Annotated in this window: 24 protein-coding genes and 2 pseudogenes; 10 read left to right on the forward strand and 16 right to left on the reverse strand. The window is 69.3% G+C overall.

The features are described 5' to 3' along the window. Nucleotides 1–41 precede the first annotated feature (41 nt). Nucleotides 42–503 (forward strand): MarR family winged helix-turn-helix transcriptional regulator, encoded by a 462-nt coding sequence (locus tag GT755_RS29030; RefSeq protein ID WP_161482766.1) that lies wholly within the window; start codon nucleotides 42–44, stop codon nucleotides 501–503. A gap of 170 nt (nucleotides 504–673) precedes the next feature. Here the strand turns inward: GT755_RS29030 and GT755_RS29035 are convergent, their stop codons facing one another. Further along, complete coding sequence (locus tag GT755_RS29035) at nucleotides 674–1,093, reverse strand: SRPBCC family protein (RefSeq protein ID WP_161482767.1); 420 nt, start codon at nucleotides 1,091–1,093, stop codon at nucleotides 674–676. 51 nt (nucleotides 1,094–1,144) lie between these two features. Then, nucleotides 1,145–1,480 carry a VOC family protein gene (locus tag GT755_RS29040; protein WP_161482768.1) on the reverse strand — a complete coding sequence of 112 codons (336 nt, stop codon included), beginning with the start codon at nucleotides 1,478–1,480 and terminating at the stop codon, nucleotides 1,145–1,147. 88 nt (nucleotides 1,481–1,568) lie between these two features. Here GT755_RS29040 and GT755_RS29045 point away from each other — a divergent pair, with 88 nt between their 5' ends. Then, nucleotides 1,569–2,201 (forward strand): CGNR zinc finger domain-containing protein, encoded by a 633-nt coding sequence (locus tag GT755_RS29045; RefSeq protein WP_235967675.1) that lies wholly within the window; start codon nucleotides 1,569–1,571, stop codon nucleotides 2,199–2,201. Nucleotides 2,202–2,245: 44 nt separating this feature from the next. Here the strand turns inward: GT755_RS29045 and GT755_RS29050 are convergent. The 6 genes and pseudogenes from GT755_RS29050 to GT755_RS41645 all read right to left on the reverse strand — a co-directional run. Beyond that, nucleotides 2,246–2,936 (reverse strand): annotated as a pseudogene (locus tag GT755_RS29050) (transposase family protein); the annotation flags it as partial. Between the two features lie 282 nt (nucleotides 2,937–3,218). After that, complete coding sequence (locus GT755_RS29055) at nucleotides 3,219–4,349, reverse strand: hypothetical protein (RefSeq protein WP_161482769.1); 1,131 nt, start codon at nucleotides 4,347–4,349, stop codon at nucleotides 3,219–3,221. A 29-nt stretch (nucleotides 4,350–4,378) separates the two neighbouring features. Further along, nucleotides 4,379–4,852: a hypothetical protein gene (locus GT755_RS29060; RefSeq protein ID WP_161482770.1), complete on the reverse strand. Its 474-nt coding sequence runs from the start codon at nucleotides 4,850–4,852 to the stop codon at nucleotides 4,379–4,381. Further along, nucleotides 4,852–7,968 (reverse strand): ATP-binding protein, encoded by a 3,117-nt coding sequence (locus GT755_RS29065; protein ID WP_161482771.1) that lies wholly within the window; start codon nucleotides 7,966–7,968, stop codon nucleotides 4,852–4,854. The genes GT755_RS29060 and GT755_RS29065 overlap by 1 nt, the downstream gene beginning before the upstream one ends. Further along, entirely contained in the window at nucleotides 7,965–8,402 is a 438-nt protein-coding gene (locus tag GT755_RS29070) for a hypothetical protein (protein ID WP_161482772.1), read from the reverse strand. Before GT755_RS29070 ends, GT755_RS29065 begins: the two co-directional genes overlap by 4 nt. A 102-nt stretch (nucleotides 8,403–8,504) precedes the next feature. Next, nucleotides 8,505–8,630 (reverse strand): annotated as a pseudogene (locus GT755_RS41645) (double zinc ribbon domain-containing protein); the annotation flags it as partial. Between the two features lie 304 nt (nucleotides 8,631–8,934). Between GT755_RS41645 and GT755_RS29075 the strand changes: the two are divergent. The 3 genes from GT755_RS29075 (at nucleotide 8,935) to GT755_RS40720 (ending at nucleotide 10,078) form a co-directional block, all read left to right on the forward strand. Then, on the forward strand, nucleotides 8,935–9,441 hold the full coding sequence (locus GT755_RS29075; protein WP_161482773.1) for a PadR family transcriptional regulator: 507 nt from the start codon (nucleotides 8,935–8,937) through the stop codon (nucleotides 9,439–9,441). Further along, nucleotides 9,434–9,766, forward strand: a complete 333-nt coding sequence (locus GT755_RS41650) for an ATP-binding cassette domain-containing protein (RefSeq protein ID WP_407929431.1) — start codon at nucleotides 9,434–9,436, stop codon at nucleotides 9,764–9,766. The genes GT755_RS29075 and GT755_RS41650 overlap by 8 nt, the downstream gene beginning before the upstream one ends. A gap of 183 nt (nucleotides 9,767–9,949) precedes the next feature. Next, nucleotides 9,950–10,078 (forward strand): hypothetical protein, encoded by a 129-nt coding sequence (locus GT755_RS40720; RefSeq protein WP_268903561.1) that lies wholly within the window; start codon nucleotides 9,950–9,952, stop codon nucleotides 10,076–10,078. 56 nt (nucleotides 10,079–10,134) lie between these two features. Here GT755_RS40720 and GT755_RS29085 read toward each other — a convergent pair whose 3' ends face one another. Beyond that, nucleotides 10,135–11,967, reverse strand: coding sequence for a pectate lyase family protein (locus GT755_RS29085; RefSeq protein ID WP_161482775.1), 1,833 nt, complete (start codon nucleotides 11,965–11,967; stop codon nucleotides 10,135–10,137). Between the two features lie 92 nt (nucleotides 11,968–12,059). After that, nucleotides 12,060–13,103, reverse strand: coding sequence for a LacI family DNA-binding transcriptional regulator (locus GT755_RS29090; protein WP_328794524.1), 1,044 nt, complete (start codon nucleotides 13,101–13,103; stop codon nucleotides 12,060–12,062). 170 nt (nucleotides 13,104–13,273) lie between these two features. Here GT755_RS29090 and GT755_RS29095 point away from each other — a divergent pair, with 170 nt between their 5' ends. Then, nucleotides 13,274–15,589: a glycoside hydrolase family 9 protein gene (locus GT755_RS29095; RefSeq protein ID WP_202610650.1), complete on the forward strand. Its 2,316-nt coding sequence runs from the start codon at nucleotides 13,274–13,276 to the stop codon at nucleotides 15,587–15,589. 251 nt (nucleotides 15,590–15,840) lie between these two features. Here the strand turns inward: GT755_RS29095 and GT755_RS29100 are convergent, their stop codons facing one another. Both GT755_RS29100 and GT755_RS29105 read right to left on the reverse strand, forming a co-directional pair. Continuing rightward, a complete protein-coding gene (locus tag GT755_RS29100) occupies nucleotides 15,841–17,190 on the reverse strand; it encodes a ricin-type beta-trefoil lectin domain protein (protein WP_161482776.1) in 1,350 nt (449 codons plus the stop codon). 395 nt (nucleotides 17,191–17,585) lie between these two features. After that, a complete protein-coding gene (locus GT755_RS29105; protein WP_235967606.1) occupies nucleotides 17,586–18,866 on the reverse strand; it encodes an endo-1,4-beta-xylanase in 1,281 nt (426 codons plus the stop codon). Between the two features lie 345 nt (nucleotides 18,867–19,211). Here GT755_RS29105 and GT755_RS40725 point away from each other — a divergent pair, with 345 nt between their 5' ends. After that, nucleotides 19,212–19,343 carry a hypothetical protein gene (locus GT755_RS40725; protein ID WP_268903562.1) on the forward strand — a complete coding sequence of 44 codons (132 nt, stop codon included), beginning with the start codon at nucleotides 19,212–19,214 and terminating at the stop codon, nucleotides 19,341–19,343. A gap of 63 nt (nucleotides 19,344–19,406) precedes the next feature. Here GT755_RS40725 and GT755_RS29115 read toward each other — a convergent pair whose 3' ends face one another. Beyond that, nucleotides 19,407–19,817, reverse strand: a complete 411-nt coding sequence (locus tag GT755_RS29115; RefSeq protein ID WP_161482778.1) for a RidA family protein — start codon at nucleotides 19,815–19,817, stop codon at nucleotides 19,407–19,409. A gap of 273 nt (nucleotides 19,818–20,090) precedes the next feature. Between GT755_RS29115 and GT755_RS29120 the strand changes: the two genes are divergently transcribed. Next, entirely contained in the window at nucleotides 20,091–20,426 is a 336-nt protein-coding gene (locus tag GT755_RS29120; protein WP_161482779.1) for a helix-turn-helix domain-containing protein, read from the forward strand. Nucleotides 20,427–20,468: 42 nt separating this feature from the next. Here the strand turns inward: GT755_RS29120 and GT755_RS29125 are convergent, their stop codons facing one another. After that, complete coding sequence (locus GT755_RS29125) at nucleotides 20,469–21,065, reverse strand: ClpP family protease (protein WP_161482780.1); 597 nt, start codon at nucleotides 21,063–21,065, stop codon at nucleotides 20,469–20,471. Continuing rightward, the gene (locus tag GT755_RS29130) at nucleotides 21,062–21,688 is read right to left on the reverse strand and encodes a ClpP family protease (RefSeq protein ID WP_161482781.1); all 627 of its coding nucleotides are present in this window, start codon (nucleotides 21,686–21,688) and stop codon (nucleotides 21,062–21,064) included. Before GT755_RS29130 ends, GT755_RS29125 begins: the two co-directional genes overlap by 4 nt. A 373-nt stretch (nucleotides 21,689–22,061) precedes the next feature. Here GT755_RS29130 and GT755_RS29135 point away from each other — a divergent pair, with 373 nt between their 5' ends. Both GT755_RS29135 and GT755_RS40730 read left to right on the forward strand, forming a co-directional pair. Further along, complete coding sequence (locus tag GT755_RS29135; RefSeq protein WP_161482782.1) at nucleotides 22,062–23,198, forward strand: inorganic phosphate transporter; 1,137 nt, start codon at nucleotides 22,062–22,064, stop codon at nucleotides 23,196–23,198. A 13-nt stretch (nucleotides 23,199–23,211) separates the two neighbouring features. Further along, a complete protein-coding gene (locus tag GT755_RS40730; RefSeq protein ID WP_268903563.1) occupies nucleotides 23,212–23,337 on the forward strand; it encodes a hypothetical protein in 126 nt (41 codons plus the stop codon). Between the two features lie 74 nt (nucleotides 23,338–23,411). On the opposite strand, the gene GT755_RS29140 is transcribed toward GT755_RS40730, so the two are convergent. Next, nucleotides 23,412–26,603 carry an FG-GAP-like repeat-containing protein gene (locus tag GT755_RS29140; protein ID WP_161482783.1) on the reverse strand — a complete coding sequence of 1,064 codons (3,192 nt, stop codon included), beginning with the start codon at nucleotides 26,601–26,603 and terminating at the stop codon, nucleotides 23,412–23,414. Nucleotides 26,604–26,727 lie beyond the last annotated feature (124 nt).

Below are 26,727 nucleotides of genomic sequence, written 5' to 3' on the forward strand. Positions count from 1 at the left end.
TCAAACGACATGCGACATGTCTATTGGATAGGCTGGCGTCCATGAGCGGTGACAACGAACGGGCCGCCTACGAACGCGGTACCGGCTTCCTGCTGGCACGCCTGGGCTCGCTCACGGCGCGTTCCTGGACGGCGTTCCTGGCCGAGCATCGGCTGACCCAGGCGCAGTACACCGTGCTGGTCGCGCTCTACCAGCACGGACCGGTGGGCCAGCGGCGCCTGGCTGAGCTCGTCGCGATGGACGCGCGCAACATCGTGCTCGTTCTGGACACACTGGCCGCGGGATGCCTCATTGAACGGCGTCCAGAGGACACCGATCGCCGACGCCGCACCGTCACCCTCACCGGCAAGGGAAACGCCCTACTCGCGACCGTCGCCGACGCGGCGGCCACCGAACAAGACCGTTTCCTCCACGCCTTGAACGCCACCGACCGCGAGCGACTCAACCACTTGTTGCAGCGCCTTTACGACTCCCACATACCACCAGGTGATCTAACCGGGTGAGCGCCCGCCGCCCGCATAACTGGGAAACCCGCCACGGGTGAACGGGCGCGGCTGGTCGCCGGACCAGCCAAGACCGGCCTGCCGCTGAACGGTGGGGTAGTCCCGTCCGGTCACGCAGCTGGTCGCGGTCCTCACCGGGGAGGACCGCGACCAGCAATGACGCGACTGACCTAGCCGAGATGCTCGCTGGAGGACTCCACCGTCTGCTTGAAGATGTTCAGGCCGTGGTCCATTCCGGCGCCCATCGGGATGGTGAGGTCGTCCGGTCGCACGTCGTGGATCCATACGAACCGGCTGCGGCCGTCCCCGTGCGGGACGACTTGCATCGACGCGTTGTCGTGTGCGGGCTGCATGGTGCCGCCGATGACCGAGAAGACGAGCCGGCGCGGCTCATCGTCGAGCGCGATGAGCCGCTCCCGTAGCACGGTTCCGTCGGCGAACGTGACGACCCTGACGTCCGGTTCGTCGAGCCGGCTGTCGGTAACGAAGCCCGGCGCCATCCGGACGGGCCCGTCGGTGAAGTCTCTGATGATCGCCCACACGGCCGCGGGGTCGGCATCGATAATGATCTCTTTTTGCACGGAGGCCATATCTGTCCTTCTGTAGTGGCGGGAACCGGTGTCGCGCGTTGGCGAGTGTGTCTATGCGGCGACGACGCAGAACTGGTTTCCCTCGGGGTCGGCCAGCACGACCCAGCTGTCGAAGCGCCGCACTTCGCTCGCGCCCAGGGCCTGAATCCGGTCGGCCTCGCCTGCCAGGTCATCAGTGAACAGGTCCAGGTGCAGCCGGTTCTTGCCCTCCCGGCCTTCGGGCACGGCCTGCAGGGACAGGCCGACGCCACTCTTGTTCGCGTCCTCCAGGTAGGTGGTGCCTTCGTCCGAGGACGCGACCTGGTACCCCGTGACCGCTTGCCAGAAGGCGGTGCTGCGGCCCAGGTCGTTGGTGTCGATGCAGATGTTGCCGATGCTGATGCTCACCAGTGATCCCTCCTGATCTAACTGACGTATCACTTACGCCGGTTATGTAACCTATCATCGCCGATAGCCGGGTAGGCTGCGGGACGTGATGGATGAGCATGTCTCCGAGCCTGTGCCGGACAACCTCGCGACCGGGACGGCGCCGATGCCGCTGCGCGTGATCGAGGAGTTCATCAACACCCGCCGCCGGGACGGCGACGAGATCGCAACCCCGCAACAGCTGGCGACGTGGTTGCACGCCCGCGGCCTCATGCCGGTCGACACGGTGGTGAACGCCGAGCAGCGCGACCGTGCCGAATGGATCCGCGAGGGACTACGCGCGCTGATCGCCGAGAACAACACCGAGCCGATCTCGAGTCCGCGTCCGGACGGCCTCAACCCCGCCGCCCGCGCCGAACTCGCCGAACTCACCCGCGACTTCCCGCTGATGCTCGACGTGACCGTTTCCCCGCCCCGGCTGGCGGCCCGCGCCCGGACGCCAGTGGAGGCGGCGCTGGCCGGGCTCCTCGCCGTCGTGGCCGAGGCCGTGGCGGAAGGCACCTGGACACGGCTGAAGGCCTGCCGCGAGCCGAGCTGCCGATGGGCCTACTACGACCACTCCCGCAATCGGCGCCGGACCTGGTGCTCCATGGACATCTGCGGGAACCGCGCCAAAGCCCGCGCCTCTCACCACCGCAAGTCCACCGCGCCCTTGACCACGGGCCAGTCGACAAACCGTTAACCGCGCGCCGTCGCCAGGCCGGTCTCGCGTTCCGTCCGGATCCGCTCAAGATCCGAGCGCAGCTCGTCGCAGCAGGTGTGCCACCAGTTGCGAGGTGAGCTCGCCAGCGACGCCACCTGCACCCCGGGATGGGCGCGAAGCCAGGCCTCCAGGACGTCGGCGGTGCGGCCGGGCAGAACGTCGACGCGCTGGCGTGTCTCGGCGTCGATGAGCACGGTGGCGTATCGGTGACGCCGGCGCAGAGCGAAGTCGTCCACGCCGAGCACCCGCGGCACCCGGGGCTGGGGTGTGGGCAGACGCAGCAGAAGGCGCAGCGCGGTGTGCCGGGACTGGGCGACGGCCAGCGCGGATAAGACGCGCACGCCGGCTCGTCCTGCCAGTTCACGGACCACCGCACCAATCTGCGAGGTCAGACGTGGTGTGCGCCGCTGGTAACGCTCCAGCACCCCAGGCAGTTGTTCACGGAAGGTCCGACGGCAGCCACGCGTCGGGCAGACCAGACGGCGGATCCGCACCACCACCAGCACCCTGGCGTGCGTCGACCGGGACATCGGCCACGGTCCGGTCGTGATAGGCGTGGACTTGCGTTGTCGCAGCTCCGCACGCCGAGCAGGCGACCGGCCTGTCCGGGGTCTGCGCCCGCACGCGGATCCGCTGGCCCTCGTCCACGACGTTCTTCACCACCAGTGGCGACAATCCCGAGAACACCACGCCGACCAGCTCATCAAGATCAATAACGACTCACTGTGACGCAGCCAGACGTTTGGTCACCACCGAATCTGCGACAGAGCCGTTCAGTGGACAGGCCGCCGCGCCGGGGAAGACGTAGCCACGTTCGTCGTAGCGGGTGGTCGCGGTCCGGAACCGTCTGCACCGGTTGACCGCCCGTTCGACCACGTTGTGGCCAGAATTTCGTGCGGGGCCGTAGCCGGTCGGCCTTGTCCGCGTCGGTGCGTCCGGTCGAGACGACGGTCGAGCTCGGCTGCGTGACCGCGCCCACGTCGTGGTCTTCACCCTCTAACGGGTGGTCGTCGTCTTGGTGGTGACGGTCTCCTGGATCCTTCCGTCCTTGACGACCTCCTGGCGGTCTTCGGTGCGGGTCGGATTGTTGTTCTTGTCGAACTGTTCGACGTGCGTGGATTTGAGGCCGTCCGGTGCGCGCGTGACATCCGTTTTGGTGGTGCCGTTTCGGTCCCAGTGCTCCGCATGGGCGGTGGTCGTGCCGTCCGGCTTCGTGGTCTGCCACTTCATGTCGGTCGAGGTCAGCTTGTCGTTCTTGTCGTAGTGTTTGGTGAACTCGACCGGACCTTCCTTGGCCGACCAGCCGTGGGTGATCGTCCTCTCCCCGTTCACGTCCCTGTGGTCGGAGAAGGTGTCGGTGCTTCCGTCGGCCCCCTGCACCTGCCACCGCTCTGTACTCCCGGCGAATTTCCCCTTGTCGTCGTAGTTGTCGATGCGGCTGTGTTCGTTTCCGTTCTCGTCCCGCCACCGGTCGTTGCCGTAGAGCTTGTTGTCGTGGGCGTCCCGCGTGATCGAACGCTCGTGTTGCGCTCCGTCGGCTCCCTTCTCCTTCCAGCTCTCCGTCGAACGATCCTTGGTCCCGTTCTCGAAGTGGTCCGTCTTCACGTGTGTGTTGCCGTTCCGGTCCTGCCAGGTCTCCGAATGCGCGACCGTCTTGTTTCCGACCGTCTCCTTCGTGTGCTCGTGCATGGTTCCGTCACGCGCCTTCTCCTTCCAGGTGTCGGTGCTTCCCGTCTTCTCGCCCTTGGAGTTGTGGTGGTCGGTGATGGTGTGCTGGTTTCCGTTCTTGTCCACGCTGGTTCGTACGGTGTCGCCGACATCCTTGTGCTTGGCGGCGTGGTGATCGGAGGCGGACGCCGAATCCTTCGACGGAGCGTGGTCCCGGTGCACGGTTTCGATGTCGCTCCGGGTGTTCGGCGATCCGCCGTCCGTGCGGTGGTCCTGCGCGCTCGGCAGCGAGGGCCGATCCTGACCGTCGCGGGTGGAGCCGCTCGTCCGGTCGTTCTGCTGGTTCCGCTCCTGACGGTCGTCCGAAGTCAGGCTTGGGCGTTCTGAGCTCTTGGCGTTGTCGGTCTCTCCGGACTTCTCCGTCGGTTGTCTCGTCTGCTCCACGTCACGCTCGCCCATGGCGCTCCGTCCCATTGGTTGCCGGGTTCCTATGAAAGGCGGGTTCCGCTTTTCAGCCAGTTGGAGGGCGCGGAAGTGGAGGCGCCGGTGCCGCCCTTCAGTGTGGTCTGCTGTTCGAGTCGCGAGTCCGGGGTGTCCTTCTGCTCGGGGAAGCCGCCTCCGAGGCTGATGCCCGAGCCGAATTTCGTCTTCTCCGTTCCCTTGTCCAGCATGTTGTTGCCCAGAGACTTGGTGGCGGAGAGGTCGGCCCGGCCCTCCGTCCCGATGCCGACCTCCAAAGCCTTCGAACCGCGCGAGGAGGACGACTGCGCCTCGGAGAGTTGTGCACCGGCCGAATCGTAGGCCCGCCTCAACGCGTCGGCGCATTGAGACGCCCCGGGGATGTTGGACCTCTCCATGTTCTCCGCCGCCCGCAGCGCCATCTCACGGCTGGATTCCTCGAATCGGTCCAGGGCGGTGCGCCCGTCCAGGCCGTCGCCCGAGCTGCCCCGGAGCTTCGGCATCACAGACCCGCCTCGCCCATCACCCGGGCCAGGATGCGCCGGATCGTGCGGGGGGCCTTGCGGTCGTCGTCGGCGAGCATCTGCTGCTCGAAGCACAGGCACACCCGCCGCGCCGCGACGTCGAGAGCGGCCCGGCTCTCCTCCGGCATGTCCTCCGCGGGGAATTCGATCATCTCGTACGCGGCGTCCTGGCACACCTCCCAGGTCTGGCGTCGCCGTTTGTCCTCGGAGGAGGCGTCCGCGTGGTCGGCTTCCAGCCATCCCGTCCGGTACCGGCGTCCCGCCACCAGATCGGCCACCGCCGAGCGGTAGAGGCACAGGGGCGGATCCTGCGTACACACCAGATGGCACGCCGGATACGGCTCGAACCGGCGGGCGGACAGGCGATGGACCGTCTGGCGCAACACGTCGATCAGGGCCGCCGTGTTCCGGTCGGCGGCGTCGAGCCTGTCGAGGAGCAGGGCGCGGAGCCGGTCGCGGAACTCGGCGGTGTCGGCGTAGGTCCAGGCGCCCTGGATCCCTCGCCGGGTGGCCAGCCAGTCGGCGCCGTGTCCCGCGAAGGCGCGCAGCAGCTCCTCGTCGGGGACGGCGGACGGACGCCGGGCGCGCACGGCGGCCGTCAGGTCGTCCCACAGCCGGTCGAACGCCCCGGGATCGTCGATGGCGGAGGTCACCAGCCGCGACAGGACACGCTGCGCGTACGTGTCGGCGGCCAGGGCCCTGGCCGCGTCGCAGACGGGCGGCGCGGCGCACGTCTCGCCACAGAAGGGACGGCTCAGGAAGAGCGGCGCGAAGGAACCCTCCTCGCGCCAGCGTGCCATGTGCTCGCGCACGTGGGCGTCGGGCGGCGGCTGCGGCGCGAGGGCGTCCTTGACCGGCGGGACCCGGACCATCAGGGGCGCGTCCTCGCCGCCGCTGAAGACGACGGCCTGGCCGGTCCGCAGGGTGGTCAGCGCCTTGGCCTGCGGTTCGTCCATGGCCATCGCTCCGGCCAGCGCGACGCGGTCGTCGGCGGAGATGATCCGGTGCGCGATCTTCAGGTTGGTGTTCTTGATGACGTCGGGCGCGAGCCGTACCGGGATCTGGTCGGCGATGATCACACCCTGGCCGTACGCGCGGATCTCGGACAGCAGGTTGGAGAAGGTCTCCACGGCCTGGCCGCGCGGATTCGCCGACTCCTCGGACGACTGGGCGGGCACGTTCGCCAGCAGGCGGTGCGCCTCCTCGACGACCAGCAGATGCGTCAGGTCCTGCGACTGCCCTCGCGCGCGACGGTGCTCGACCAGGCGGATCAGCAGCAACCCGGCGAAGAACGCCTTGTCGCCCTCGTCGCCGAGAGCGTCGAGTTCGACCACGGTCGGCCGTTCGAACAGCACCTGCGGCGGCAGTGACCTGGCCACGTCCAGCATCGAGCCCTTCGCGCCGCGGCGCAGCGACTCCAGCCGGGTGAGCAGGGACGCCCGCATGTCGCCCGCGATGCGGTCGTCGTAGCCGAGCGCGGGGATGACCTCGCCGACCTTGGCCACCAGGTCGGACAGGGTGGGGAACACGTCGGACGTCGCGTCGGGCCCGGATCCGCCCAGCCGGGTGTTCTCGTTCGTGCGCAGATCCCAGCCGCGGTCGAGGTAGATCTCGTGCAGGCAGCGTTCGAGGATCTGGGGCAGGGGCGTCCACATGCCGAACGAGGCCATGAAGACGGCCCGCAACAGGTCGAGGTGCTCCCCGACGGTCGTGCCGGGCGGCACCTCGAACGGGTTGAGCACGAAGGGCGCCACCATGGCCTTGCCGGCGGTGAAGATCTGCATCCCGGGGCCCAGGACGGGATGGCCGATCAGCGCGCGGTACTCGGTCTTGGCCGGCTCGATCACCATGAAGGGCACGTCGTGCGAGGCGGCCTCCAGCAGCAGCCCCATGATGGTGTTCGTCTTGCCCGCGCCGGTGGTGCCCGGGACGAAGACGTGACGGGTGAGCGAGCGCAGCGGGGCCCGGTAGGCGCCGCCCGTGGTCCGCAGGTGCTGCATCACCTCCCCGACGACCAGGTGCGGCGACCGGTCGTCGACGGAGGGGACGACCGTGTCGAACCGCGGCGCCGGGCTGATCGCGAAGCCCGGGGTCTCCACGTTGGGCAGGTGCACGTAGGCCGCGAGCTGGGCCGAGCTCAGCAGGGTCTGCGCGCCGTAGGGGTGCCGGTAGAGGTTCGGGCCCGGCTGCTCGCCGACGTCGGGCAGCGCCCAGCCCGTGCCCAGTTCGGCGGCGAGCGGGTGGGCGATCGTGCGCACCGGTTCCGGAAGGGATTTCACACCGGAGTGCACCGCCCGCCACGCGGCGCTCAACGCCGCCAGGTCGCCGGCCCGCTCCCCGAACAGGTAGACGGCCGTACGCCAGCCGCCTCGGGCCTGCGCGTCGGCGAGCGCCTCCAGCCTGGCCCGGAGCATGGCGAGATAGTGCTCGGCCAGCGGGCTGGCGATGCCGCGGGCCTCCACCGCCGAGGCCACCGACCGCATCTCGTTGAGCACCAGGTTCCGGTCGGCGCCGAGCGTGTCGCCGTCGGCGGGCGTCGCGAGCACGAGGGCGGCCCAGCGCAGGCCGTTCATCGAGCGCACCAGCCGGTCGACCGGCAACGCGCCGTCCCGGGGATCGATCGCCGGAGGGCTGGGCACGCCGAGGCCGAGCGCCCCGTACGGCAGCCGCGACGCCGCCACCCCCGCCGCGGCCAGGTTCAGGGCGGGGTAACACCCGTCTAGCACGGCGAGCAACGTCGCCTGCCGCGCGTCGAGTTCGGCCTCGTCCACACCGTCCCGCGCCCACGTGCCGAGCCGTACCGACACGTTCTGGTCGTGGCCGTCCAGGAGGAAGGCCACCGGCGCACGCGCTCCGGCCAGGCCGACGAGCAGCGGCAGAATCGGGAGTTCCGGGCTTGAGCCGGCCCGTCCGCCGTCCTCCGAGGCGGCGGACGAGACCGCCGGCGCGCGCAGGGGCTCCCCGGCCCCCGCGACCCGGACGACCCGCCGGACGTCGAACGGCGTCGTGCCGCCCGGAACTCCGGACAGGGGCGGCACGAGCCGGGCGCGCTGGAGGTAGTCGACGGCGGCGGTGCTCACGGGATCGGCGGTCATGGCATCTCCGGCGGCCACGGGGCCGAGCACATGGAGACGGCGACGCTCAGGATGATGGTGACGACGACCACGAAACCGACGAGGACGGCGATCATCACGGCCGTGCGCGCGACGCGGTAGTCCTTCGCCCGGACATACGCGTTGGTCGTGAGGTTGGTGAGCTCCTGGACGCGGAGCGTGCCGTCACGCCAGACGCCCCGCACGCTGACCTCGTCGCCGTTGCTCAGCGCTCCGACGAAGGTCAGGCCCTTCATCTCCACCGGCACGGGGGCCAGCCGGTTGCCGCTCGCGTCATGGCGCTCGATCCGGAAGTGCCACGACTCCATCTCCATGTCGCCGCTCGTCATCGAACGCTCACGGCGTGGCTGGAAATCGCGCACGACCCCCCTGACACAGGAGTCCTGCCCGGCCTGCTGCACGTATGCCGTCCGCATGGGCGGAGGAGGCGTCCACACCGGCGGCTGCGGCGCCGTGCCGACGGACCGCACGACAGGCGGTGGGCGTCCGGCGGCGTCCGCCGGTACGCCGCAGGCCGGACAGCGGCCCGACCCCGACGGCACCGGTTCCCCGCAGCCGGGGCACGGCCGGGTGAGCCCCGCCCGGCACTGTTCGCAGTAGCCGTAGCCTGCCGAATTCACATATCCACAGGATTGGCAGCGCATAGTTCCCCCAGGTCACCAGGCTAGCGGCTGCCCGATCGCCGGCACCTGCCCCCGAACGGCCACCCCCTCCGACGCGCTGAACCCCGTATCCGGCTACGTGTTCGGCCGATGACGTCGCCTGTCCGGAGGCGCCCGGCATCCGGCTTCGGCAAAGGCGCCGGGAAACATCCCGGCGGGCGATCTGGTGTTCCTTGCCGGTCCGCTGGAGACGGACACGATCCTGGACTCTCATCGCACCGGCGATCTAGCCGATCGTGAACAAGCGGTCGCCGGGCGACTATTCATTGAATGTATAGTCTCCGCCATGACAACTGGTCATGTGCTACTTGGTTTTCTCGTCGAGCGCCCGAAGCACGGCTACGAGCTCAAGAAGGAGCACGATCACCGGCTCGCCGGCGCCAAGCCGCTGGCGTACGGACAGGTCTACGCCACGCTGCAGCGCCTGGAGCGCGACGGCCTGGCGGAAGTGGCCGAGACGCAGCAGGAGGGCGGCCCCGAACGCACCCTCTACGCGATCACCGAGAACGGCAGGGCCGAGCTGGAGCGGTGGCTGAACGCCGTCGAGCCGTCGGCGCCGTATGTCGCCAGCCCCTTGTTCGCCCGGGTCGCCGTCGCGGGGAAGGCCGCCGACGGCTACCTCGTGCGGCAGCGCGAGGCCCACCTGGCCCGCATGCGTGAGCTGACCGCCGAGAAGGCGACCGGCGCGCCCGCCCAGGTGCTCGCGGCCGACTACGCGCTTCAGCACCTTGACGCCGACCTGCGCTGGATCGAGACCGCTCTCGCGCGGATGAAGGAGCATGACAATGCTTGAGGCCCGGAACCTGGGCAAGTCGTTCGGCCGGACCACGGCGCTGACCGACGTCTCGCTGACCGTCGCCGCGGGCGAGATCGTCGCCGTCACGGGCCCGAGCGGCGCGGGCAAGTCGACGGTGCTGCACTGCCTGGCCGGGGTCGGCTGGCCTCGGCCACCAGGGAGCGGAGGCTGGCCGCCCTGCGCCTGGCGGGGGCGACGCCGGGCGACGTGCGGTGGCTGGGCGCCCTGGAAGGAGGCGCGCTGGCACTGGGCGGATCCCTGGGCGGCGGCGTGCTCTACATGCTCATCTATCTCTCCGGGCCGCTGCCTCAGGTGCCGGTAATCGTGTCCGTGGTCATGGCCGTGGTGACGCTCGGCGAGGTCCTGTGGGGGGCACGCGCCGGTCGGCACGTCGTCGCCTCCCCGCTGGGAGTGACCCGCCGTGCGCGCGTGCGGGGGCCGCGCGTGCGCGACCCGCTCCTGGTCACAGCGGGCCTCGGCCTCTTCGTCCTCGGAGTTGTGGTGAATGGTGAAGGGCTGGGCCGTCGCCAGGGCCACGGCCATGGCCGGCATCGGAGTGCTCGCCGCGGTGCTCGTCGCCCTGGCGGCCCGCCCGCTGCTTCGCGGCGCACTCCGCTTCGAGACGCGGACCTGACGCTGATCCACCGGTGACCCTCGGGTGGGCCGTCCGGCCCACCCGAGGGAAGTGGACTACGGGGCCGGGTAGTCGGTGATGTACACCGGCGAACCGACCCGCGTCAGGTCGGCCGGGCCGCCCACGCCGTTGACGACGTGGTCGATGATGCCGGCGCTGAGGTTGACGGTCATGATGTGGTGCAGCTTGATGCCCGGACGGTCCGGCACCTCGAAGCCGTTCTCGGTGTGGATCGACGGGTTGTTCTGGTTGAAGACGTAGACGCCGCCGCCGTAGAGCTGGTGCTTCTGGACGCCGTTGCCGACCTTGTAGCCGGCGTAGCCCTCGACGTCGCCGTTCATCCAGTCGGCCTGGGTCGGCGGGTCGTAGGGCAGCTCGTTCTGGTAGAGGATCGTGGTGCCGTTCTCACCGTTCCAGATCGTGTTGTAGCGCTGGAAGTGCTCGACGAACAGGCCGGTCGCGGTCACGTTGTCGCCGTTGATGATGGCGCCGTTGCGGCCGTCGTTGGTGTTCCACCGCTCGGTGTCGGTGAAGCCCTCGACACCGTGGTCGGCGCGCCACACCCAGGTGTGGTCGATGAGCACGTTGTCGGTGTTGACCTCGAGCGCGGTGTTGGTCCTGCCGACGTGCGGGCCGCCGACGCGGAAGTACACGTCCGAAAGAGTGGTCGGGTTGTCGGCCGGGTTGTTGCTCCGCTTGTCCTTCTTGCCGACCTTCAGCAGCACCTGGGACTTCTTGAGACCCGCGTCGATGGTCACGCCGGCGAAGATCACACTGGGCACGTCGGAGATCTCGACCGGGGTCGCGCCGTTGACGGCGGTGAGCGTGGCGTGCCCGATGCCCAGGACGACCGTGCCGGCGCGCTTGATGTCGATGGTGCGCTCGACGTCGTACACGCCGGGGGTGAGCAGCAGGTGCTTGCCGTCCTGCAGCGCCTTGTTGATGTCCTTCACCGAGTCCGACGGCGTGGCGACGAAGAAGTCGCTGAGCGGCAGGGTGTAACCCGGGGTCAGGCCATTGGCCCACGTGATGCCGCGGGAGTTCTTCTGGACCGCGGGCACCCGGACCTGGTACTCGCCCTCGGCGTCCACGAACAGGTAGGGCTTCTCCCGGCTGACGGGGTTGGTGTCGAGCGTGGTGTAGGGCGGGCTCGGGAACGTGGCGTCGTCGGGGGCGCCGACGGTGCCCGCGAACACCTGGTTCCACACGGCGTTGGACCAGCTGGCGACCTCGCTGTCGCGGGTCAGCCACTGCTGCTGCGAGCCGTTGACGACGGCCGGCAGCTTGGAGTCGGCGATGAAGCCGCCGCTGGCGTACTGCGGGCCGGCGGTGCAGTAGTCCATCAGCGACAGGGTGCCGCCGGTGACGTTGAGCCTGCGCATGGACACCGCCTGGGAGACGGCCCAGAAGTTCGTTCCGGTACGGCAGCCCTCGGAGCCCTTGCCGGTGATGTTGATCGACAGGTTCGAGATGGTGCGCCAGAAGTTGGTCAGCGCGATGCAGTTGGTCGGGGTCAGGCAGCGGTTGTAGACCTCGACCTTGCCGTTGATGACGACGTCGGTGGGCGAGGCGCCCAGACCCGCGATCTCGGTGTAGTAGCCGACCTTGAAGTGCAGCGGCTGCTCGGCGGTGCCGTAGGTGCCCGGCTTGAAGAAGTAGGCGTGCCGGGTGGTGCCCATCTCGTTGTCCACCTGGGCGGCGTGCGCCGCGTCCAGGGTCGCCTGGATCGTGCCCAGCGGCATGCTCGGGTCGAAGACGGTGACGTTCGGGCCGAGGTCGGTCGTCGGGGCCGCCGCGGTGGCGGCGGGGCCCGTCGCCACGACGGAGGTCGCCAGTAACAGCCCCAACGCGAACAGCCTGCCGAGGGACGGCCGGCGGGTGGTCCTCATGGTTCGTTCCTTCCTTGGGGGAGCACCACCGATCTTTGAGAGCGCTCTCTCAAAGGTCAATACCTAGCGGGAAACTAATGTCACGTCTTTTTTCATCCTCTGTGAAAACGGGCGGGCGGCGCGGTGCTGGAGCGCACCTCCAGCCGGGTCGCCAGCTCCACCCGGTCCTCGCCCGGCTCTGCGCCGGAGGCCAGGGTCAGCACCATCCGCGCGGCGGCCGCGCCCATCTTCTGCAACGGCTGCCGCACGGTGGTCATCGGCGGGTCGGCCCACTGCGCCAGCGGCAGATCGTCGAACCCGACGACGCTCAGGTCCTCGGGCACCCGCAGCCCCGCCCGGTGGGCCGCCTGGTAGACCCCCAGCGCCTGCAGGTCGTTGGCGGCGAAGACGGCCGTCGGGGGCTCGGGCAGCTCCAGCAGCGCCGTGCCCTGCATCCGCCCGCCCTCCACATACAGCGGGGCGGTGCGCACCAGGCCGGGATCGGCGGGCACGCCGGCCGCGTCCAGAGCGGCACGGTAGCCGTCCAGACGGGCCCGGCAGCACATCAGCGTGTCGGGGCCGTTGACCATGGCGATGCGGCGGTGGCCCAGCTCCAGCAGGTGGCGGGTGGCCGAGAGGCCCCCGTTCCAGTTCGTCGCCCCCACGGAGGGCACGCCGTGCTCGGGCTCGCCGCGCGGATCCAGCGCGATCAGCGAGATGTTGCGGCTGGCCAGGCGGTGGTGATGGCGTTCGGCGATGTCGGCCGAGACCGCGATGACGCCGAGCGGCCGGCGGGCGAGCACCTGGTCGATCCAGCCCGCGTGCGGCGAGCGCCGCCCGCGCATGTCGGTCAGCCCCAGCACCATCCCGTACGCCTGCGTGACCTCGTCCATGCCCCGGATCAGTTCCAGCGCCCACAGGCTGTCGAGCGACTCGAAGACCACCTCGACGATCGCGCTCGACTCGCCGGTGTCCGGCCGGCGACGCCAGCCGTGCTCCCTGACCAGGTCCTCGATCCGGCGGCGGGTGCTGCTGGCCACCCCGGGATGGCCGTTGATCACCTTGGAGACGGTCGGGGCGGAGACGCCGGCCAGCTTGGCGATGTGCGCGAGCGTGACCTCCTGGCGGGGCTGCGGGTCGCGGGGGATAGCGGTCACGCGGAGATTCTACGAATCGGCCGGAAAGTGTCGTGAAAGTTGCAGAATCATTCGCCTGGGAAAGGCCGCTGAGCTGCACGAAACGCTTTCTCTCGGCGGGACGCCTGTCGTCCGGAGCCGGTGCGGTCGCAAGATGCGAGTCCCATGCTCACGGGTTGAGAGGACGCCACGTGAACACCTCAGGCCGGATGCGGCTATCGGCGGCGGCACTGGCCGTCGCCCTCGCCGCCGCATCGATCACCGCGCTGACCGCCGCGGGAACCGCGCACGCCGTCGCCCGCCCGGCGCTCGGCCAGAACATCAAGGTCAACCAGGTCGCGTACGCGCCCGGCGCCGCCAAACACGCGACCGTCATCAGCGGTTCGGGCTCGCCGCTGAGCTGGAGCCTGCTGAACGGCTCGGACCAGGTGGTGGCCACCGGCACCACGGCCGTCTTCGGCGCCGACTCGGCCTCGGGAGACACCGTCCACAAGATCGATTTCTCGTCGTACACGGGAACCGGCACGAATTTCGTGCTCACCGTGAACAACGAGTCCAGCCACCCCTTCGACATCGGCACGACCGCCTGGAAGAAGCTGCCCTACGACGCGCTGGCGTTCTTCTACCACCAGCGCAGCGGCATCGCGATCACCGCCCAGTACGCCGGCGGCACCCAGTACGCCCGCGCCGCCGGCCACCTGAACGTCGCCCCCAACCAGGGCGACGCCAACGTGCCCTGCCGCAACGACTGCGGCTACCGGCTGGACGTGCGCGGCGGCTGGTACGACGCCGGCGACCACGGCAAGTACGTCGTCAACGGCGGCATGTCGGCCTGGCAGCTCGTCAACACCTACGAGCGGGCCAGGAACGTCCCCGGCGCCGACCCCTCGGCCTTCGGCGACGGCACCATGTCCATCCCCGAGCGCGGCAACGGGGTGCCCGACATCCTCGACGAGGCCCGCTGGGAGATCGACTTCCTGCTGAAGATGCAGGTCCCCGACGGCCGGTCACTGGCCGGCATGGCCCACCACAAGATGCACGACACGAACTGGACCGGCCTGCCCCTGCTGCCCGCCCAGGACCCCCAGCCCCGCGTGTTGTCGGCGCCCAGCACCGCCGCCACCCTGAACCTGGCCGCCGCGGCCGCCCAGTGCGCCCGCGTGTGGGCCTCGATCGACTCGGCCTTCTCCACCCGCTGCCTGACCGCCGCCGAGAAGGCCTACGCCGCGGCCAAGGCCAACCCGTCCCGGTTCGCCCCCACCTCCGACGACGTGGGCGGCGGCTCCTACGTCGACAACAAGGTGACCGACGAGTTCTACTGGGCCGCCGCCGAGCTCTACACCACGACCGGCAAGCAGACCTACCGCAACGACCTGACCGCGTCCCCGCTGTACTACGGCCGCAGCTTCACGAACGAGGGCGCGCAGTGGTCGGAGGTCGGCAGCCTGGGAGACATCACCCTGGCGCTGGTCCCCAACGGCCTGACCTCCACCATCGGCTCGCAGCTGCGCGCCTCCTTCGTCTCGGCGGCCGACGGCCTGCTGAACGTGATGCGCGGCCAGGGCTATCCGGTGCCCTTCCAGCCCGGGGGAGGCGGCTACATCTGGGGGTCCAACAACCTGATCCTCAACAACGCCGTGCTCCTGGCCCTGGCCCACGACTTCACCGGCACCGAGCGCTTCCGCACGGGGGTGTTCGAGACCATGGCGTACGAGTTCGGCCGCAACCCGATGGGCTACTCCTACGTCACCGGCTACGGCGACAAGCCCTCCCGCAACGTCCACCACCGCTTCTGGGCCAACCAGCTCGACCCGTCCCTGCCGATCGCCCCGCCCGGTTCCCTGGCCGGCGGCCCCAACAGCGGCCTGCAGGACCCCGTCGCGCAGCAACGCCTCAGCGGGTGCCGGCCGCAGAAGTGCTACGTGGACGACATCGACGCCTGGTCGGTGAACGAGGTCGCCATCAACTGGAACGCGGTCCTGGCCTGGGTGGGAGCGTGGACGGCGGAGAAGTCCGGCCCCAACGGTCCTTCGCCGTCCCCGTCCCCTTCGCCGTCACCCTCACCCTCACCCTCGCCCTCGCCCTCGCCCTCGCCCTCGCCGTCACCGTCGCCTTCCCCCTCACCTTCGCCTTCCCCCTCACCTTCGCCCTCCCCTTCTCCTTCGCCGAGTCCTAGCCCTTCGCCGTCTCCCAGCGCCGGGCGAGCCTGCGCCGCGACCTACACCGTCGTGAACCAGTGGCCCACCGGCTTCGGAGCCTCCGTCGAGGTGAAGAACACCGGCACCGTCGCGCTGACCGGCTGGACCGTCGCCTGGACGTTCCCGAACGGCCAGACCATCACGCAGCTGTGGGGCGGCACGCACGCCACCAGCGGTTCGGCCGTCACCGTGACGAACCTGTCCTGGAACGGCGCGCTGGCCCCCAACGGGACGACCTCCTTCGGGTTCAACGGCGGTTGGAACGGCGCCAACACGACCCCGACCGCGGTGACCTGCACCGCTCGGTAGGCATGCGGTGGAGAGGGCGCCGGTGCGGCCCGGGACCGAGTCCAGCCGCACCGGCGCCGACACGATCCGGTGAGCCTGGCGGCACTCGTCGCATGGTCACCCACCGGCTGAGCGTTGCCGCTGAGGCTCCCCGCCCGAGGAAGAAGCCGGTTGTGGCGTCGAGCGTCTCCCCATGGGTGAGGGCATGAAACGACTCGGGTCCAGGCGAACGAGCCTGGACCCGACGTTCGTGATCAATAGCCGCTAGGAGATCAGGCCCGGGTCCATCGCTGGGTGGCCTGGCCGTTGCACGATGCCACGGTCACGGTGGCGGAGTTGCCGGTGCCGGTGACGTTGAGGCACAGGTTGTTGGCGTTGCTTGTGACGGTGCCGTTGGAGTTGAACGTCCACTGCTGGTTGCTGTTGGTGTGGCAGTCCCACAGCTGCACGCGGGTGCCCGACCCGGCGTTCGTGGGGGAGTCGAGGCACTTGCCGAGCGTCTGCAGTCTGCCCGAGCCGTAGGTGAAGATCTGGTTCGGGTTGGTGTGGCAGTCGTAGATCTGCAGGAGGGTGCCGTTCGCGCTGGCGCTGTTGGGCGAGTCGATGCAGCGCCCGGCCGCCTCGTTGCGCAGGCGGAAGCTGGTCGAGGGGCTCGGCGACGGGGTGGGCGACGGGCTGGCGCTCGGCGACGGCGACGGGCTGGGCGACGGGTTGGGGCCGGAGGTGCTCTGGAACTGGGAGAAGAACTTCCAGACCTCGTTCTTGGTCCAGGTCTGCGCGCCGTTCTCGGTGTACGTCCCGTCCACCGGCGCGGGCGTGTGACCGTTGTCGTACGCGGCCCAGACCACCGGATATCCGGCCTGGCAGCCCGAGTAGGCGGTGACGATGTGGCTCCGGCTGCCGGAACCCGGCTCGGGCGGGTTCTGCGCGGTGCAGCCGTTGTTGCGGACGAACCGGTCGCGCAGCGATCGTCCCTGCGAGATGTTCAGCACGTTGTCGGTGATGCCGTGCAGCCCCATGTAGGCGATGGGCTGGCTGCCGCCGCTGCACCCGCTGAGCTGCGCGCCGGCGAACACCGCGACCGCGCGGAAGACGTTCGCCCGGCTGCACGCGAGGGAGTAGCTCATGCCGCCGCCGTAGCTGAAGCCCATGGCGAACCGCAACGACGGGTCGACGCAGAGGTCGGCCTCGACGCGCCGCATGATGTCGTCGAAGAGGGTGACGTCCTCGCCGTTGGAGTTGGCCCAGCCGTTGTTGAGGCCCTGCGGCGAGATGAAGATCGCGGTGTTGTTCGCGAGCTGCCGCTGCCCGTAGTAGGACCACGACGCCCCGCTGCTGCCGCCGGAGTCGACGTCGTTCATGGTGCCGTTCAGCCAGTGGATGCCGAACATCAGCCGGTAGGGCGTGTTGTTGTTGTAGTTCGCCGGGATCCGCAGAATGAACTGGCGGTTCTTCCCGCTCGACTGGATGGTGTGCGTTCCGCTGGTCAGCGTCGGGGTCTTCCCGCATCCGGACGTACCGGCCGCGGCGGCGCTGCCGCTGTTCATCGCCAGGTGCGCCGCGAGCAGGACGAGCGAAGCGACGACCGCCATCGCCCCGCGAATGAACCTAGGCTTCGACATTCGCGATTCCCTCCGGCTGTGGCGGCCGGGCCGACGATAAAGACATGTTCTGCGTTCCTCTCCATCAGGGGCACCGGAAACGAGGTGGGAGCGCTGAGATTGCAGCGGAGCACATACGACCTGGTCGCTGATGTCAAGCAGCTTGATACGCGGGACCCGCTGGCCAGGGAAGGTGCGGGCCGGTAGCGTGAAACTTTCGTGGTGAACGGGGCGATCGCGAGGGGTCGACGGCTGTGGGCGTCGACCGCTGAACCGCCCCCATATGGGACTCTTCGCGCCGTAATTTTCGGAACTGTACCGATAATTTCGTCAGCCATCTCACGCCGAGACACCATCAGGCGCTGCCGCGCCTTCACCCGGACGGGCGCCCGAACTACGTGGCCATCATTTCCAGGTCAGGAGCCGGTGCACGTGGCGGTGGGGGTGGCCGCGGTGCCGTTCGCGGTGAACCAGAAGGCCGTGGAGCCGCCGGCGGAGAGGGAGCCGTTGTAGGGGGCGTTGACCACGGTGACGGTGGAACCGGACACGCTCTGGCGGCCGTTCCACAGCCTGCTGATGGTCTGGCCGCCGGGCCACGTCCACCGCACGGCCCACCCGCTGACCGTCGCGCCGCCCGCCCGGACGGTCACGACCGACTGGAAGCCGCCCGGCCACCTGGTCGTCGTCGTCATCGTCGCCGTGCACCCGCCCGGGACCGGGCTGGGAGTCGGGGACGGCGAGACCGCGTTCAGGGCGCCGAGGACCGCGTCGTAGGCCGGCTTCTTGTCGGCGCCGCTGAACAGCAGGGGGCTGTCACCCGGCCGCCAGGAGTCCTGATCGCGCACCCCCCACACGGTGATGCCGGTGCAACGGGCCACCGCGAGGCAGTCGTTCACCACGGCGGCGTAGGTCTGCGGGGGAGCGCCCTGGATGTCCAGCTCGGTGATCTGCACGTCGACGCCGAGGGCGGCGAAGCTGGAGATCGTGGTGCGGAGGCTGGCGTTGTAGGGGCTGCCACTGGTGAAGTGCGCCTGGAGGCCGACGCAGTCGATCGGCACGCCACGCTGCTTGAAGTCGCGCACCATGGCGTAGACGGCCTGCGTCTTCGTCCACGACCAGTTCTCGATGTTGTAGTCGTTGTAGCAGAGCTTGGCGGCCGGATCGGCGGCCCGCGCGGCGCGGAAGGCCGCCTCGATCCAGTCGTCACCGGTCCGCTGGAAGTTGGAGTCGCGCCGCCCACCGGAATCGCCGTCGGCATAGGCCTCGTTGACGACGTCCCAGGCGTAGATCTTGCCTCGGTAGTGGCCCACGACACCGTTGACGTGGTCGATCATCGCCTGCCGCAGAGCAGCGCCGGAGAGCGCCTGCAACCAGCTCGGCTGCGCGGCGTGCCAGAGCAGCGTGTGGCCGCGCACCCGCTTGCCGTTCTGCACGGCCCAGTTGTAGATCCGGTCGCCGGCGGTGAAGTTGAACTGGCCGCGGGCGGGCTGGGTGGCGTCGAGTTTCATCTCGTTCTCGGGGGTGACCATGGTGAACTCCCGGTTCGCGATGGTCGTGTACTGCTCGTCGCCGAGACGGGCCGCGCTGATGGCGGCGCCGAAATACCGGTCGCTCTGCGCGGCGGCCGCCCCGAGCGTGCCCGCCGCCGCATCGGCCGGCATCGCGGAGAGCACGGTGAGGAAGCCGACGGCTGCCAACAGAACCCGTGAACATCTCAGACGTATGGATGTACTGCCCATGGCTGGTCGCTCCAGAAGGAATCACGTGAAAGCGGACATGCGGGGTCACCCCCCGCGATCGACGCCGCGTCCCGTGAGTGGGGAACGCACACCACTTGGGCGTCACGGGCATCCTCGCCACGCACCACACATGGCCATGAGGAAGCCGTCTCGGACAGTCAGTTTGAAAATGTCGTCGAAAGGTGTCAAGTGCCGAGTGAAACGTTCAGAGGTGTCGGCGGCTCCTCTTTCTGGACGATGCCAACCGGGCGCTGACCGCAGAACAGCGACCATCTCGCCGAGACGCCGCTCGGTGAGCCCATCATGAGCGACGACGAACTGGCGGTTGTGGTCTCCGCCTCAGAATCGACGGGGCTGACGGGCACCATGAATTGGTACCGCAACTGGAGCCTGCTGGCAGACGTGGATCCGATCATCCGGAGCCCGCACTCATGATCTTCGTCGCCGCCATCGACGAATGGTCTCAACCGTGTCCGCTTGCGCCGCGCTGGACGGGGCTCAGGAGTCGAGGACGGCGGCGACGGCTTCGATCTCAACGAGCTGGTGGTCGTAACCGAGCACGGTGACTCCCAGCAAGGTACTCGGCACGTCATGGTCACCGAAGGAGTCCCGGACCACTTTCCAGGCGGTCCCAAGATCCTCCCGCCGGGAGGACGCGACGAGAACCCTTGTGCTGATGACGTCCTGCAACGACGCGCCGGCGGCAGCGAGGGCCTTCTGCATGTTCTCGACGGCCTTCGCCGCCTGGCCTGCGTAGTCGCCGATCGCCGCCGTCGAGCCGTCTTCGTTCAGGGGGCACGCTCCGGCGAGGAAGATGAGTCGTGACTCGGCAGGCGCCGTGGCTGCGTAAGCGTACTGAGCGACGTCGGACAGAGAAGCGCATCGGATCAGAGTGATGGTGCTGGGCATGGCCACTCAGGTCCTTTGACATCGGGAACGAAGCGACCATGCTGACATGGGCAGGTGACCGCCGCCTCCCATTTTCGTCGGCCAAGCCGTCTGGACCTCGCGGACCGCCCTTCGTTCTCATCTCTTTCTTGACCGCGGGCGCGACGAAGCCGCGGTGTCACCGCGATCCTGCCTCGCCTGAGGTGGCCTCACACAGCCACCCCGGCGGCGGTTCCGGTTGTGCTGTGCGCGAAGAGGCCGCGACGGCGGCAGGGTGCCTGTTTATGGTGAGGCATGGCCTCCTCTGTTACGCCGCTGCGGCGGGTGAGCGATCGAAGCGAGCAAGAGCCCGCAGGTGAGCCGCTGTGGCGGGAGGCGCTCGGCGAGTGCCTGCGGGAGATCCGCCACGAGCGTGGTGAGAAGCTGGCCGAGACGGCGCGCCGCGCCGGGGTCTCGCCGCAGTACCTCTCCGAGATGGAGCGGGGCGTCAAGGAGCCGTCGAGCGAGATGATCGCCGCGGTCGCCGGGGCGCTCGGGGTCGCTTTGGTCGATCTGACTTCCGCCGTGACCGAGAACCTGCGGGCGGCGCGGAGTGGCACCTCGGCGGGGGCCACGCTGCTGGCCGCTTAGCGTGGCCCGACGACCCCGGACGTCGCAGCGAGCGTCCGGCGGTCAACCGCGCGAGTGCTCGTCGATGATCTGGTCGAGCAGCCCGTATTCCATCGCCGCCGTCGCGGTGAACACCCGGTCGCGGTCGGTGTCGGCGCGCAGCGTCTCGACGGTCTGGCCCGTGTGGCGCGACAGGATGCGCTCGATGTCGGCCCGGACCCGCACGACCTCGTCGGCCTGCAGGATGAGGTCGGGGATCGCGCCGCGCCCCTGGGCGGCCGGCTGGTGCAGGACCACCCGAGCGTGGGGCAGGGCGGCCCGTTTGCCCTCGGCGCCCGCCGCGAGGAGCACCGCGCCCACCGCGATGGCCTGGCCGATGCAGGTCGTGGCGACCTTCGGGCGGATGTAGCGCATCGTGTCGTAGATCGCGAGCATCGCGCTCGGGTCGCCGCCCTCGCAGTTGATGTAGAACTGGATTTCTGCGTCGGGATTGTCGGACTCCAGGAAAATCAACTGCGCGATGAGCGCGTTCGCGACACCCGCGTCGATGGCCGTGCCCAGATAGACGATTCGTTCGGTGAGCAGGTGAGAATAAACGTCGAGAATGCGCTCGCCGCGCGAATTGCGGGCGATGACGTTGGGGATCGTGTATGTGCTCATCGGGCCGCTCCTTCGGTGACGCCGAAACCGAGCCGGTGGTGGGCGAGCGGCGCGATCTCGCCGAAATCGCTGACGATCGAATCGATGAAGCCGTAGTCGAGCGCCTCCTGCGCCGTGTACCAGCGGTCGTGCAGGGAGTCGTCGAAGATGCGCTCCACGGGCTGGCCGGTGTCTTCGGCGATGAGGCCGAGCACCGTGTCGCGGGTGTGGCGCAGGTCGCTGGCCTGCAGCTCGATGTCGACGGCGGTGCCGCCGATCCCCGCCGACCCCTGGTGCATCAGCACCCGCGCATGGGGGAGTGCGCGGCGTTTGCCCCGGGCGCCCGAGGAGAGCAGGAACTGGCCGGCGCTGTAGGCGATGCCCAGCACCAGCGTCGACACGTCACACGGAATCAGCCGCATGACGTCCCGAATAGCCAGCATCGACGGAACGGAACCGCCCGGAGAATGGATCCACAATGCGATGTCGGCCGAGGGGTCCTGCGAGGCGAGGGTTATCAGCTGCGTGGTGAGAAGGGTGCCGTTGTCGTCGTCGAGAGGACCGTCGAGAACGAGGGTTCGCTGTTCGTAAAGCCGGCGCCGCAAATGCATGTCGAACAAAGGCGCTTTCGATTCTTCGCTCATGCGTCCATCATGTGAGGCCGCCCGCTTCGATATCGACCCGATCCGCCTGCGGCGGATCCGCTCAGAGCAGCGCGACCTGTCTCCCATAGGTCGGGTGGCCGCGGGACCGCCCCGTGCCGGAGGTCGGAAAACGGGTTCGGCCGCAGCATGCACACCCGCGCGAGAAGGGGCGGAAGCAGCAGGTCGCGATACCGGAGACGGGCATCCGCCGGTCGAGGACGGTCGGCATTGACCGCATGCATGTGAACCGCACATCAGGTGCGGTCATCGCCCGTTGCCTCGCCGGCGGCCTCGAACGCAACATCCCGGCGTACGGTCGGTGAACATCCGGGAACGCGGGATTGGCGGCATCCCCCCGGGTCAGGTGGCCGTCATGGACGTGGACACCCTGCTGCTCGCGGTGGTCGTCGCCACTGCGCTGACCTTCGATTTCACCAACGGATTCCATGACACGGCCAACGCGATGGCGACGTCCATCGCCACCGGCGCCCTGCAGCCGAAAGCGGCCGTGACGTTGTCGGCCGTTCTGAACTTCGCCGGCGCCTTCCTGTCCCTGGAGGTGGCGGCCACGATCGCGACCGGAATCGTCGAGACCGGCGCCATCACTCTCACCGTGGTCTTCGCCGGGCTGGTCGGCGGGCTCGCCTGGAACCTGGTGACCTGGTACTTCGGCATCCCGTCGAGTTCGTCGCACGCGCTGATCGGCGGCGTGGTCGGTGCGACGCTCATCGCGGCCGGAATGTCGGCGGTCAAGGCCGGTGAGATTGTCGGCCGGGTGCTGCTGCCCGCCGTGCTCGCGCCGCTGACCGCGATCGCGGTGGCGGCCCTGGGGACCTGGCTGGTCTACCGGATCACGCGGTCCGTGCCGGAGCGCATGCGCGAGCGCGGTTTCCGGTTCGGGCAGATCGGGTCGGCCTCGCTGGTGTCCCTGGCGCACGGCACGAACGACGCCCAGAAGACCATGGGCGTCATCACCCTGGCCATGATCGCCGCCGGGACGCTCACCGAGGACGCCGGGACCCCGCTGTGGGTGATCGTGTCCAGCGCCCTGGCGATCGCGCTCGGCACATACGTGGGCGGCTGGCGGGTGATCCGTACCCTGGGCAAGGGATTGACCGACATCGAGACACCGCAGGGTTTCGCCGCCGAGAGCTCGTCGGCGGCGGTCATCTTCGTCTCGTCCCACTTCGGCTTCCCGCTGTCGACCACGCACGTGTGCACCGGCTCGGTCGTCGGCGCGGGCGTCGGCAGGCGGACCGCCCGGGTGCGCTGGGGCCTGGCCGGTCGGATGGCCCTGGCCTGGCTGATCACCCTGCCCGCCGCCGGCGCCGTGGGCGCCCTGGCCTGGGCCGCCGCCGACCTCATCGGCGGCGCCGCCGGTGTCGGCGTGGTCTTCGCCGCGATGCTGCTGCTGTCGGGTCTGCTCTTTCTCGCCGCACGGCGGCGTCCCATCCACGCGGGCAACGTCAACGACGAGTGGACCGGCGGCCTGGCGCCCGCCCGACCCTGAGAAGGAGATCAGCGTGACCGACTTCGTCGACGTGGACGCCCTCTGGAAGGTCGTCGTGGCGTCGCTGCCGGCCGGATCGGCCCTGGTGCCGGTCGCCGCCGGGATCGGCCTCGGCCTGTACACCATGCTCGCCACCTGACGGCGACGAAAAAGGGCCGTAGGCCCGGCCCGTGAAGAGGTGTAGCTCCTCACGGGCCGTCGTTCAGGCAGGCGTCACGGGCAGCGGTTGGCGACGCAGAGCGGAAGCTGCCAGTCGGGCGGGAGCGGGAAGGGGGGCGGAGGGTTGTCCGGGGTGCCGGGGTAGCGGGTGTTGAACCAGGCGCCGATCTGGCCCAGCGGGCCGATCCCGAGGTAGTCGACCTTCCGGTCGCCGTCCACGTCGTGGAGCCGCACGTTGTTCCGGTCGACGCCGACGTCGCCGATGATCTGGCCCTGCCAGATCCACCCTCTGTCGCCGAGGTCGTTGAGCCAGGCGCGGACCTGTCCGTTGTCCTGGACGATCAGGTAGTCGACCTTCCGGTCGCCGTTGACGTCCTTCAGGCGCACCCAGTCACGCGGATAGCCGTAACCCGGGTTGATCTCGCCCTTCCACGTCCAGCCCTGGCCCGGGCCGTTGTTGATCCAGGCGCGGAGCTCACCCTCGTCCTGGAGAACCAGGTAGTCGTCGAGGCCGTCGCCGTTGACGTCCTCCAGACGCACCCAGTCGCGCGGATAGCCGTAGCCGGGATTGAGCTCCCCCTTCCACGTCCACCTGGTGCCGTCGCCGTCGTTCTGCCAGGCCCTCAACTGGCCCAGGTCCTGGAGGACGACGTAGTCGTCCCGGTTGTCGCCGTTCATGTCGGCCAGGCGCACCCAGTCGCGGGGGTAGCCGTAGCCGGGGTTGAGCTCGCCCTTCCACGTCCAGCCCTGGCCGGTGCCGTCGTTCTGCCAGCCGCGGAGCTGCCCCAGGTCCTGGAGGATCAGGTAGTCGTCCCGGTCGTCGCCGTTCATGTCGGCGAAGCGCACCCAGTCACGCGGATAGCTGTAGCCCGCGGAGATCTGGACGATGTGGTTCCAGCCCTCCCCGGGGCTGGCGGGCGGGGGGCCGGGGTCGACCGGCGTCGGATTGCCGGGGGTGGGGCCACCGGGGTAGCGGTCGTTGAACCAGGCGCCGATCTGGCCCAGGGGGCCGATCCCGAGGTAGTCGGTCTTCCGGTCGCCGTTGACGTCGGCGAGTCGCACGTTGTTCCGGTCGACGCCGACGTCGCCGATGAGCTGGCCCTGCCAGATCCACCCCCTGCCGCCGAGGTCGTTGAGCCAGGCGCGGACCTGTCCGTTGTCCTGGACGACGAGGTAGTCGACCTTCCGGTCGCCGTTGACGTCCTCCAGGCGGACCCAGTCACGGGGATAGCCGTAGCCCGGGTTGATCTCGCCCTGCCACGTGAAGTCCTTGCCCGGGCCGTTGTTGATCCAGGCCCGGAGCTCGCCGTGGTCCTGGATGACCACGTAGTCGTCGAGGCCGTCGCCGTTGACGTCCTCCAGGCGCACCCAGTCGCGCGGATAGCCGTAACCCGCGAGTTCGCCCTTCCACGTCCAGCTCTGGCCGACGCCATTGTTCAGCCAGGCCCGGACCTGCCCCAGGTCCTGGAGGATCACGTAGTCGTCCCGGTTGTCGCCGTCCATGTCGGCGAAGCGCACCCAGTCACGGGGGTAGCCGTAACCGGCGTTGAGCTCGCCCCGCCACGTCCAGCTCCGGCCGTCGCCGCCGTTCAGCCAGCCCCGGACCTGCCCAAGGTCCTGGACGATCAGATAGTCGTCCCGGTCGTCGCCGTCCATGTCGGCGAAGCGCACCCAGTCACGCGGGTAGCCGTAGCCTGCGGAGATCTGCTCGACGGCGTTCCAGCCCTCCGCCGGGTTGGCGGGCTGCGGCATCTGGCACGCCGACGGGTTGCCGGCGACCGGGCCGGCGATGACGCGCTCGCGGAGCGCCCCGATGATCGCGGTGTTGAAGGTCTTCCCCATCTTGTCGTAGCCGCCCTGGCCGGGGTGGAGCTTGTCCCTCAGGTCGGCCTCGGTGACGGCGCCCATGCCGAGGGCCCGCACGCGCCGGCCCTCGGCGGCGAGGGTCCTGGCCATGTCCGGGATCCGGGAGTTGTACGCCGCGATCCGCGCGTTGATCGCGTCGTCCTGCGACGGCACGAGCCCGCTGACCAGTACCGTGGTCTCGGGAGCGGCATTGGTGATCTTGCGGATCAGTGCGGCGAGCCGGTGGTGGGCGTTCCCGACGTCGAAGTTCCGGTTCATGTCGTTGGTCCCGATGTGCAGCAGGACGACGTTGGGCCGGTAGCGGCGGATGGCGCATTCGGCGAGGTCGTCGATGTGGTCGATGCGCCGGCCGCCGTGGCCTTCGTGGTCGGTGTCGGGGATGGAGCCCGCGCCCGAGTCCTGGGAACCGACGAAGTCCACCGAGTGGCCGGCCGCCTGGAGCCGGCTGAGCAGTTCGCGCCGGTAACCGACGTATTCCTCGGTGTTGTCGCCGATCCCTCCGTAGCCCACGGTGATCGAGTCGCCCATCGGCATCACCCGCAGATTCGACGGGTGGTACCGGCCGAGTTCGATGGCGGCGTCCCGGATGCCCCTGCCGAGCGCACCCATCTGACTTGAGATCCAGGTGCCGGCGTCCGTCATCGCCGTCGCGAGAGAGGACCACCAGCCCCGGATCGCCGTCGCGGCCGAGTCGAGCACCGCCTTGACGTCGGCGCCGAACTGACCCAGGGTCCGGGGGTTCACGTAGTCGCCGATTCCGGCTTCCCACGCCGCGGCGACGATGGCGGCGGCCGCCGCCAGGCAGGCGGCTCTCCTCAATCTGTCCTTGTCGCCCAGTGCCCCGTCTCGGTACATCCAGATCGCCTGCATGAAGAAGGTGCCCAGGGCGGCGGCGAGCCCGGCGCAGGCCGGTTTGGAGATGACCAGCCCGACGCCCGTGCTGTTCATGGCCAACATGCACCCGGCCCGGATCACCAACGCGGCGGCGAGCGCGGCCAGGGCGATGAGGGCGTCCGACCACCACGAGCCGTTGGTGCGCACCTGGTCGGATTCGATCGTCAGGGAGATCCCCGTGCCCGTCACGGTCAGTTGACCATCGAAGTCACCCCAGTTCCGATTCGGCGCGCCCTCCAGCGGGTGACGGGTGAGCTCCTGTCTGATCGTGTCGCTGAGCAGATCGTTGCGCCCGTTGAGCTCCGCCACGTAGGCCTGGGTGTCGGCCCGATCGAAGCCGGAGGGCAGCGTGATGGTGAAAGTGACCTCGGTGGTCGCGGCGTGGGCCAGCGGCTCCAGGCCGGGCCTCATGACCAGAGTCAGGATGACGAGCAGGGCGATCACGACCCTGCCCGATCTTCGGATCTTTCCGCCGGTGACGGGCACTGTCCCTCCAGCTGTACGGGTGAGAAGCCCACCGGCGGTCTGCCGTGAGCCGTGTCGATCGCCTCGGGCCGCCCCAGCGGGCCGAGGAAAAGGGGAAATCATCACGAAAGTCGCAGCTCCACGA

The sequence above is a fragment of the Herbidospora solisilvae genome, from assembly GCF_009901565.1.
In the GTDB taxonomy this organism is placed as follows: domain Bacteria; phylum Actinomycetota; class Actinomycetes; order Streptosporangiales; family Streptosporangiaceae; genus Herbidospora; species Herbidospora solisilvae.